Here is a 7,868-nt window from a genome sequence, read left to right on the forward strand (position 1 = left end):
GGAACCATGAACGAACAGGACGCCCGGGCGGCGGTGCACGCCGCGATCGGCGAGGTGGCACCCGACGTCGAGTTTGACGACGTCGACGAGGACGCCCGGCTGCGCCAGGACCTGGAACTCGATTCGCTGGATTTCCTGCGGCTCGTGGAAACCATCGACAAGGCCACCGGCGTGGACATTCCCGAGCGCGACTACCCTGCGGTCGCCACCGTCAAGGGCCTGATCGGCTACCTCACGCAGCACGGCTGACCCCTATCCGCTGCTCCGTAGACGCCCTATTGGAGGCTCGAAAGGGCGGCTACGGAGCAATCGACGGGGTGAGGCCGGGGCCCTGTGCGGCTACGGTTGCGGCTGGGGTTCGGCGCGCCGCGCGAAGGCCGGTGCGTGCTCGGGGCGCGGACCAAAGGCGATGAAGCGGGGAATGATCTTGCGGAACGCCGGAACGTGCCGGGCGAAGAAGAGTGCCGCGGCCGGAAATTTTGTCCGCTTCCCGGTCAGGATCGGGCCGAAGATCGCGTGTTGCATGAGCCGTTGGACGCTCTGCACAATGACGGTGGGCAGCCGGCGCCGCCGTTCGACTTTCTCCAGGTCTGCCGTGGTCACCCGGCCCCGGAGCAGCGCGGAGGCAAGGTACTCGGCGGCGGCTGCCGCGTCCTGGATGGCGAGGTTGATTCCGACGCCTCCGGCCGGGGACATCGCGTGCGCGGCGTCCCCGATGAACAGCAGCCCGTTGATGTGCCACGAGTGCAGCCGGTTCAGGCGCACGTCCAGCCAGTGGAGGTCATCGAGGGACGCGATGGCGTCAACCCGGTCCGCAAGGTCCGGGCGGAGGGCCGCGACCCGCCGTCGGAAGCCCTCGACGCCTTCTGCCCGGATCCGGGCGTCGGCGCCCTTGGCGGCGAGGTAGCCCATTTGGTAGTAGTCGTTGCGGAACAGGGCCAGCAGCGCCTCGCCGGGGCCGAACGCCGGCACGAGCCCGGCCACCTCACCCGTTTCGGAGGGATAACGGGGCAGCCTGAACCACCAGGTGTCGAAGGGCACCGGGAACTCCTTTGGCGCCAGCCCGGCCGCGGTGCGCAGCACGGAATGGCGGCCGTCCGTGGCAACCACCAGGTCGGCCAGGAGTTCGTCCTGCGTGCCGTCGGCGGTCCGGAAGCGGACTCCGCGGACGCGGCCTCCGTTGCGGACCAGGCCCGTGGCGGTGTGGCTCATGAGCAGCGTAAACCCCGGCTCCTGGGCCGCGGCGTCGGCGAGGAAGCTCAGGAAATCCCATTGCGGCATCATGGCGATGTAGTTGTACGGCGGCGGCAGGGCGTCAAAGTCGCCCATGGTCACGGCCGCCCCGCCCGGGACCGGGAAAACGACATTCTTCAGGCGGCTCTGCGGCAGCCGGCGGAACTCCTGGCCGAGTCCGAGTTCGTCAATGAGCCGGATGGTGGACGGGTGCACGGTGTCGCCGCGGAAGTCGCGCAGAAAATCGGCGTGCTTCTCCAACACCGTCACCCGCACCCCGGCCCGTGCCAGGAGCAAGCCCAGCATCATCCCCGCGGGTCCACCGCCCACCACCGCGCATCCGGTCTTCTCCATGGCCCCACGCTACGCCTGCGCGGGGTGCCGCGGGAGGGGGTTTTCGCGCCGGTTTGCGCCGCGTCAGGTCAAAAATGCAGCGTGGTTCAGAGCCGGGTGTCGAAGGAGTCGCAGAAGACGTTCTCGTTGAACTTACTTCAGGTACTAGTGCACGGTTGGCATGTGTCGTTTGCGTTGGATTCTAGGGGTTTTGGAGGTTGGCGAGACTTGCCTGAAATTGGCGCTTTGCGGACTTCTTGCGGACTTTCTGCGGACTACACGCCCCCGTAACGTCGGCGCTGCGCCCTTGTGCCGATCTGCCGGCGAAGACGAATCAAGGCCATCTCGTCAACGACGACTGGCCTCTTGGTCATGAGTTCGAATATCTCCTCCACTTGGGATTCTCTGAACCGGATCGCGCCCTTGTCGCTCGTCCTCATGTGCGGCCATTGATGGAGCTTGGCGTACACGGTGTTCGGCTGGATCCTGAGAATCCCGGCAAGTTCATCGACCGTGATCGTCCGTTCATCAAAGGGACTCTTCTTTGGGATGCCAGTCATCCGCCGATGCTATCGCTAGTGGCATGAGCAGGTGCAGTGAGTCACTGCATCCAGGAACTCATAATCGGGCTCTACATCCTCGAATGGCGAGCGGCTGGGTGCTGCCAGCATCTCATCGAGCATCGCAGCCACGGCTTCAACATCTATCTTCACCACGGACGGGACGATAGCCGCCAGGAACGACAAAACCCCCGCCAGTCCTAATGACTGACGGGGTTTCCTCGTTCATCGCCTAAGGGAAGACAACAAACCCCCAGCAGTCATCACTACTACTGGTTTGGGCTACTCAATGCTCGTGACCGAACCTTGAACGTGCCACCTGACTTGGTGATCAATTTGCCGTCCTTGGTGCCGGTTACGGTGACGGTTACCGTCTTCCCACAATCGGCCGACCGGGTCTTGTAGCCGCCGATCCAAACATCGGAAATGCGGACACCGTTACGGAACCAGCGGAATTTGAGCTTGGTGCCTGTAGCCCAGCCACTCTGGTTGGCCCACACCACGGCCCCGCACCTCGTGGACGCCGTCGATTCTGCGACAGTTGCTGCGTTGGCCGATGGCACGAGCATTAGCGAAGACCCGGCGAGTACGGCCGCTACGGCAGCGCTGCGAAAAGCAAATTTCACGGTTATTCCCCCAATATCAATCGGCCACGGTGGCCCGAGGGAATCTTAACCCAATTAGGCGGAATAAATAGGCTCAGGGCGCCCCTTAGAAGATTCAATCGCGAACGATTCTTTCATGATGGCAGGAATCCGGCAGACGGTTTCCCCCGCGGATTCCGCGCAGATGTTCGGGGGACCGCCGATACTCCTCAATATCCCAGTCCGAATCGGTCACGCGCTCCACGTTGCCGGCGGGGATCCAGGCCCAATGCGAGTGCCGCCCGTCGTCAGCCCAGCTCACAAGGATGTGCGACGGGTTCCAGCGCTCAGCGACAGCGTAGACACTCACGGTGCCGCCGGCAGCCAGCGGCAGGCTAGCTAGCACCTTTGGATAGTTGCCGTACTCCCAGGACTTGGTTTCTTCCGCCTGGTGCCCCGGATCCGGTTTCAGGTACTCGAACGTTTCGCCGTCGAGCGTGAAGCTTGCCATGACCAAATGGTAGCCGGGCCGATCCTTGTGCTTGCCGCCTGCCAGCATCCGGCCTACTGCTTCGACATCAATCTTCACCACGGGCGACACACTAGCTACTAGGAACGACAAAACCCCCGCCAGTCGTGATGACTGACGGGGGTTCTCTGTGCGTGGTGGTTAGCGGACGGTGTACGTTCTGCTGAACCGGTAGCTGACCTGGCCATTCAACGTGCCCTTGACGCGGACGACGTACTTATCGCCTTTGCCGTAAGGGCCCGGAGGCCCCCAGACCCTAGTGGTTTCATGCCAGCCGCCCGCAAAGACTTCGCCATTCAAGAACCAGCGGTATTCCAGCTTGGTGCCCTTGGGCCAGCCATACGTGTTCGCCCCCAAGATTGTTCCCGGGGTGACGTACACGGTGGACACGCCGGCTGTGCAACTCGCGGTAGTGTCGGCACATGACGAGGGGCACCTATTGAATACCGGTGGACAGGTTGCGGCGCTCGCCGGGGCCGCCGCGGTGAGTGCTCCAGCTCCCAGTGCAACGGATAGGGCGGCAGCGGCTGCCGCTTTACGGAAGATCGATCGTTTCAATGCTGGCACGGTTCCCCGCACCTCCTGTCGGTGGTTGGCAGATAGTTTTGGCTGCTGAACGCTTCCGACATACACCGTCTACGGCGCCCCCAATCCATGAGTATAACCACACGGGTAACACTGGCATCAAGGGCGCCTCGACTAGGCCTCTTGCAGCACCCTGCAAGTCGCAAGCGGGCAGGGGGCTAGCTGGTAAAGCCTGTCCGATCAGCCGTCCTGACCGTTGGACTGTTCAAAAAACGCGGCCAATGTCTCATTGGATAGGTCAACTTCGTGACCGTCCATTTGATCGCCAAGAATGGCCGCGGGGATGCCTGGGCCGAATAGCAGCCGGACGCGTTGCTGCTCCGCACCCGCGGCAGGCCTCCTGGATGAGGCTTTGCGGACTCCCGCGGACTCCCCGCGGACTGGGGATATTCAGTCAGCAGGGAGTCCGCTCTAAAACCCCTAGAATCCGGGGGTAATTCGCTTAGAGCCGGGTGTCGAAGGAGTCGCAGAAGACGTTCTCGTTGAACGTGCCCTGGAACTCCGACTTGCCCTGGATCTTCTCGATCGCGGCCCGGATGGCTGCCGGCGTGCCCGCGTGGGCGTGGATGGCGGTCTTGACCATCGGCACGTCAATGAGGTGGTTCGGCTGGTTGAGCGAGACGAACACCGTGGGGACCTCGGTGGTGTACCAGGGGATCTCGGCGGCCATCGGCGTGGACCACTTGATCCGGATCGCGGCCTCCTGCGCGAAGCCCTTCACATTGGCGAACACGAACGCGGCGTCATACTTGTCCGCGTAGTCCCCGGTGGCTTCCTCGGAGATGACAGACATGAAATTCACGCCTTCCTCCCCTGCCGCCTTGCGCTGCGCCGCCGTCTTGAAGAGGTGCACCTCAAAACCGGCCCGCTCCAGTTCCCCGGCCACCACATCGAGGTAGGCCAGAGGATCCGCCATGGTGAAGTCCGCGCCGCCGGAAATGCCGTACAGCCGGATCCGCTTGTGCGTCTGCGGGGTGATGGGCAGGTTCTGCGCAGTGTCCTTCACCAGGGTGACGGTCTTGTCCGCAACTTCGGCGGCGATGGCCAAATGCGCCTCGCTGCCGATCCGTGCCAGCGCCTCCGCCGGCGGAACCAGCGCGTCGCGGGACTTCAGGTGCAGTCCGAGCGAGGCCTTGAGGGCCAGGATCCGGCGCAGGGCATCATGCAGCCGCGCCTCGGTGATGACGCCGGACTTGTAGCCGTCCAGCATGTAGCCGAAGTCCTCGGCCGGGTTTCGGAAGAACAGGAACATGTCGCACCCGGCCGCAATGGTGGCCGGGACCAGCTCGCTGCGCTTCATGGCCTGGGTGAGGCCGATCATCTGGGACGCGTCGGTGAGGATCAGTCCGTTGAAGCCGAGCTCGCCGCGCAGCAGGTCCTGGAGGAGTTCCGGCGCCAGGGTCGCGGGCAGGATGTCCTGCGCCGTGAGGCCGGGGCGGAAATGCCGTGACAGGTCCGGCGCGCCGATGTGCCCGACCATGATGGACTGCACGCCGTGCCCGATCATCTCCCGGTACACGTGCCCGTAGGTCTGGTTCCACTGCTCGTAGCCGAACGTGTTGTAGGACGTGACCACGTGCTGGTCGCGTTCGTCCAGGCCGTCACCGGGGAAGTGCTTCATGGCGCACACGGTGGGCGATTCGCTGATGCCGTCGAAGTACTCCTTGGCCCGTTCCACCACGATTTCCGGGGTGTTGCCGAAGGCCCGGGTGGAGATGACGGTGTTGCGCCAGTTGTAGTGGATGTCCACGATGGGCGCGAAGGCCCAGTTGCAGCCCAGCGCGGCTGTCTCCACCCCGGCAACCCGCCCCATCTGGCGGGCGATGCCCTTGTCCGGATGCGAGCCAGCCTGCAGGTGGGTCGAGACGAACGTCCCGTCGTCGCAACTGCCGGCGCCGCCCATTTCGGGGTTCGACGCGATCAGCAGCGGCACCCGTGTCTTGGACTGCGCGTAGCGGATGTGTTCCTGCACCTCGGCCGACGGCCCCGGCCGGTACCGCATGCCGCCCACGTGATACTGCTCCAGGACACCGTCGAGGTATTCCGGGGAGTAGTCGTTGTTGTGGTTGATGAACAGCTGGCCGATCTTTTCCTCGTCCGACATGGAGCCGATGGTGGACTCCACCCACGCAATCGCGGCATCGTCGAGGTTGAACGGCGCGGCCTTCAGGTCCACCAGGAACCGGGTGGCTCCGCCCTGCAGCCCGTCAAGGGCCGCAACGGTGTCGTCAACGATCTGGTTCACTGGCGTGGCGATATCCACTACAACACTCGCTTCGTCGGTTTGGAGTTCTTCCAGGGTTTCCAGCTGCGAATCCAGCAGCGAGAGCGGCATGAAGTGCCCCGGGCGCGCGGCCATGCGGCTGCTGAGCAGGTCCCGGGTCCCGTGCAGGTGCACGAACACCACGGAGGAGTCCCCGCTGCGGATGATGTCGCGGTAGGAACGCTTGAGCGCGCTGCACGCGATGACCAGGCCGGAGCCCGACGCCGCGAAGCGCCTGCCGATCTCGGCCAGCCAGGGTGCCCGGTCGTCGTCGTCCAGCGGGGTACCCGAGGCCATCTTGTCGATGTTCGACTGCGGGTGCAGCGAGTCGCCGTCGAGGAATTCCGCGCCGAGACGGTCGGCGATGGCCGCGCCCACGGTGCTTTTGCCGCAGCTGGTCACGCCCATCACCACGATGTGGCGGCGGCCGGCACCGGCGGGCTTTAGCTCACCGGTCGTGGCCGGGGTACTTTTCATGGCCGGGTCACCAGTCATGGCCGGATCACCAGTCATGAACGGTGCCGTCGACGAGGCGGTTGTAGGGCAGGTAGGCCTGCTGGTAGGGGAACGCGGCGGCGGCTTCTTCGTTGAATTCGACGCCGATGCCGGGCTTGTCGCCCGGGTGCAGGTAGCCGTCGACGAAGGTCATGGATTGTTCGAAGACCTCGTTGGTCTTGTCCGAGTGCTGCATGTATTCCTGGATCCCGTAGTTGTGGATCGCCAGGCCCACGTGCAGCTGCGCGGCGAACCCGACCGGGGAGATGTCGGTGGGGCCGTGGAAGCCGGACTTGATCTGGTACTGCGCGGCGTAGTCCATGACCTTCTTCAGCGGGCTGATCCCGCCGAAGTGCGTGGACGCGGCCCGGACGTAGTCGATCAGCTGTTCCTTGATCAGGGCCTGGTAGTCGTACACGGTGTTGAAGATCTCGCCGATCGCCAGCGGGGTGGTGGTGTGCGCCCGGACCAGGCGGAGGGCCTCCTGGTTTTCGGCCGGGGTGCAGTCCTCGAGCCAGAACAGGTCGTAGGGTTCGAGCGCCTTGCCCAGCTTCGCGGCCTGGATCGGGGTCATCCGGTGGTGCCCGTCGTGCAGCAACGGGATTTCCGGGCCGAACTCGTTCCGGACCGCCTCGAACACGGTCGGCAGGTGCCGGAGGTAGGCGCGGGTGTCCCAGTCCTCTTCCTGCGGGAACGCGCCGCGCCCGGCCGGTTCGTAGTCGTACCGCTCCCCGGAGGCCTGGGCCTGGGCCGCGACGCCGTAGACGGCCTTGATCCCGGGGACCGCGGTCTGGATCCGGATCGACTTGTACCCGAGCTCCAGGTGTTCGCGGACCGAGTCGAAGAGCGAGGGCAGGTCCGCGCCGGAGGCGTGCCCGTAGGCGCGCAGCCCGTTCCGGGACGCCCCGCCCAGGAGCTGGTAGACCGGCATCCCGGCGAGCTTGCCCTTGATGTCCCACAACGCCATGTCCACCGCGGCGATCGCGGCCATCGTGACCGGCCCGCGGCGCCAGTACGAGGACCGGTACAGGAACTGCCAGGTGTCCTCGATCCGGTGCGGGTCCTTGCCGATCAGCAGCTGCGCGACGTGCTCCTTCAAATACGCGGCCACGGCCAGCTCGCGCCCGTTCAGGGTCGCGTCCCCGATCCCGGTCACCCCGTCCTCGGTGGTGATCCGCAGGGTCACGAAGTTCCGGGAGGGGCTGGTGACGAACACTTCAGCGGCAATGATTTTCACAACAGGTCCTTATCTGCTCTAACGGGGATGTCTTAATTGCCCGGCGCCA

General features: G+C 64.7%; 7 protein-coding genes. 1 reads left to right on the forward strand and 6 read right to left on the reverse strand.

The window, feature by feature from the left end; genetic code table 11:
- Positions 1 to 6 precede the first annotated feature (6 nt).
- The gene (locus C566_RS0120090; RefSeq protein WP_018776149.1) at positions 7 to 249 is read left to right on the forward strand and encodes an acyl carrier protein; all 243 of its coding nucleotides are present in this window, start codon (positions 7 to 9) and stop codon (positions 247 to 249) included.
- Between the two features lie 90 nt (positions 250 to 339).
- Here C566_RS0120090 and C566_RS0120095 read toward each other — a convergent pair whose 3' ends face one another.
- From C566_RS0120095 to manD, 6 genes are all read right to left on the reverse strand, one after another.
- The gene (locus C566_RS0120095) at positions 340 to 1,587 is read right to left on the reverse strand and encodes an FAD-dependent oxidoreductase (protein WP_043467564.1); all 1,248 of its coding nucleotides are present in this window, start codon (positions 1,585 to 1,587) and stop codon (positions 340 to 342) included.
- A 254-nt stretch (positions 1,588 to 1,841) separates the two neighbouring features.
- The gene (locus C566_RS0120100; RefSeq protein WP_018776151.1) at positions 1,842 to 2,126 is read right to left on the reverse strand and encodes a hypothetical protein; all 285 of its coding nucleotides are present in this window, start codon (positions 2,124 to 2,126) and stop codon (positions 1,842 to 1,844) included.
- A gap of 720 nt (positions 2,127 to 2,846) precedes the next feature.
- Positions 2,847 to 3,302, reverse strand: a complete 456-nt coding sequence (locus tag C566_RS0120110; RefSeq protein ID WP_155846957.1) for a hypothetical protein — start codon at positions 3,300 to 3,302, stop codon at positions 2,847 to 2,849.
- Positions 3,303 to 3,380: 78 nt separating this feature from the next.
- Entirely contained in the window at positions 3,381 to 3,629 is a 249-nt protein-coding gene (locus C566_RS0120115; protein WP_026266893.1) for a hypothetical protein, read from the reverse strand.
- A 637-nt stretch (positions 3,630 to 4,266) separates the two neighbouring features.
- A complete protein-coding gene (locus C566_RS0120120; protein WP_051082385.1) occupies positions 4,267 to 6,564 on the reverse strand; it encodes a gluconokinase, GntK/IdnK-type in 2,298 nt (765 codons plus the stop codon).
- A 25-nt stretch (positions 6,565 to 6,589) separates the two neighbouring features.
- Complete coding sequence (manD, locus tag C566_RS0120125; RefSeq protein ID WP_018776156.1) at positions 6,590 to 7,819, reverse strand: D-mannonate dehydratase ManD; 1,230 nt, start codon at positions 7,817 to 7,819, stop codon at positions 6,590 to 6,592.
- Between the last annotated feature and the right edge of the window lie 49 nt (positions 7,820 to 7,868).

Origin of the sequence: Arthrobacter sp. 131MFCol6.1 (assembly GCF_000374925.1) — a bacterium.
Classification (GTDB): Bacteria; Actinomycetota; Actinomycetes; order Actinomycetales; family Micrococcaceae; genus Arthrobacter.

Coding starts and splice junctions, on each gene's coding strand:
- C566_RS0120100 (WP_018776151.1), bottom strand. CDS start 2,126: ATGACTGGCATCCCAAAGAAGAGTCCCTTTGATGAACGGACGATCACG.
- C566_RS0120095 (WP_043467564.1), bottom strand. CDS start 1,587: ATGGAGAAGACCGGATGCGCGGTGGTGGGCGGTGGACCCGCGGGGATG.
- C566_RS0120120 (WP_051082385.1), bottom strand. CDS start 6,564: ATGAAAAGTACCCCGGCCACGACCGGTGAGCTAAAGCCCGCCGGTGCC.
- C566_RS0120090 (WP_018776149.1), top strand. CDS start 7: ATGAACGAACAGGACGCCCGGGCGGCGGTGCACGCCGCGATCGGCGAG.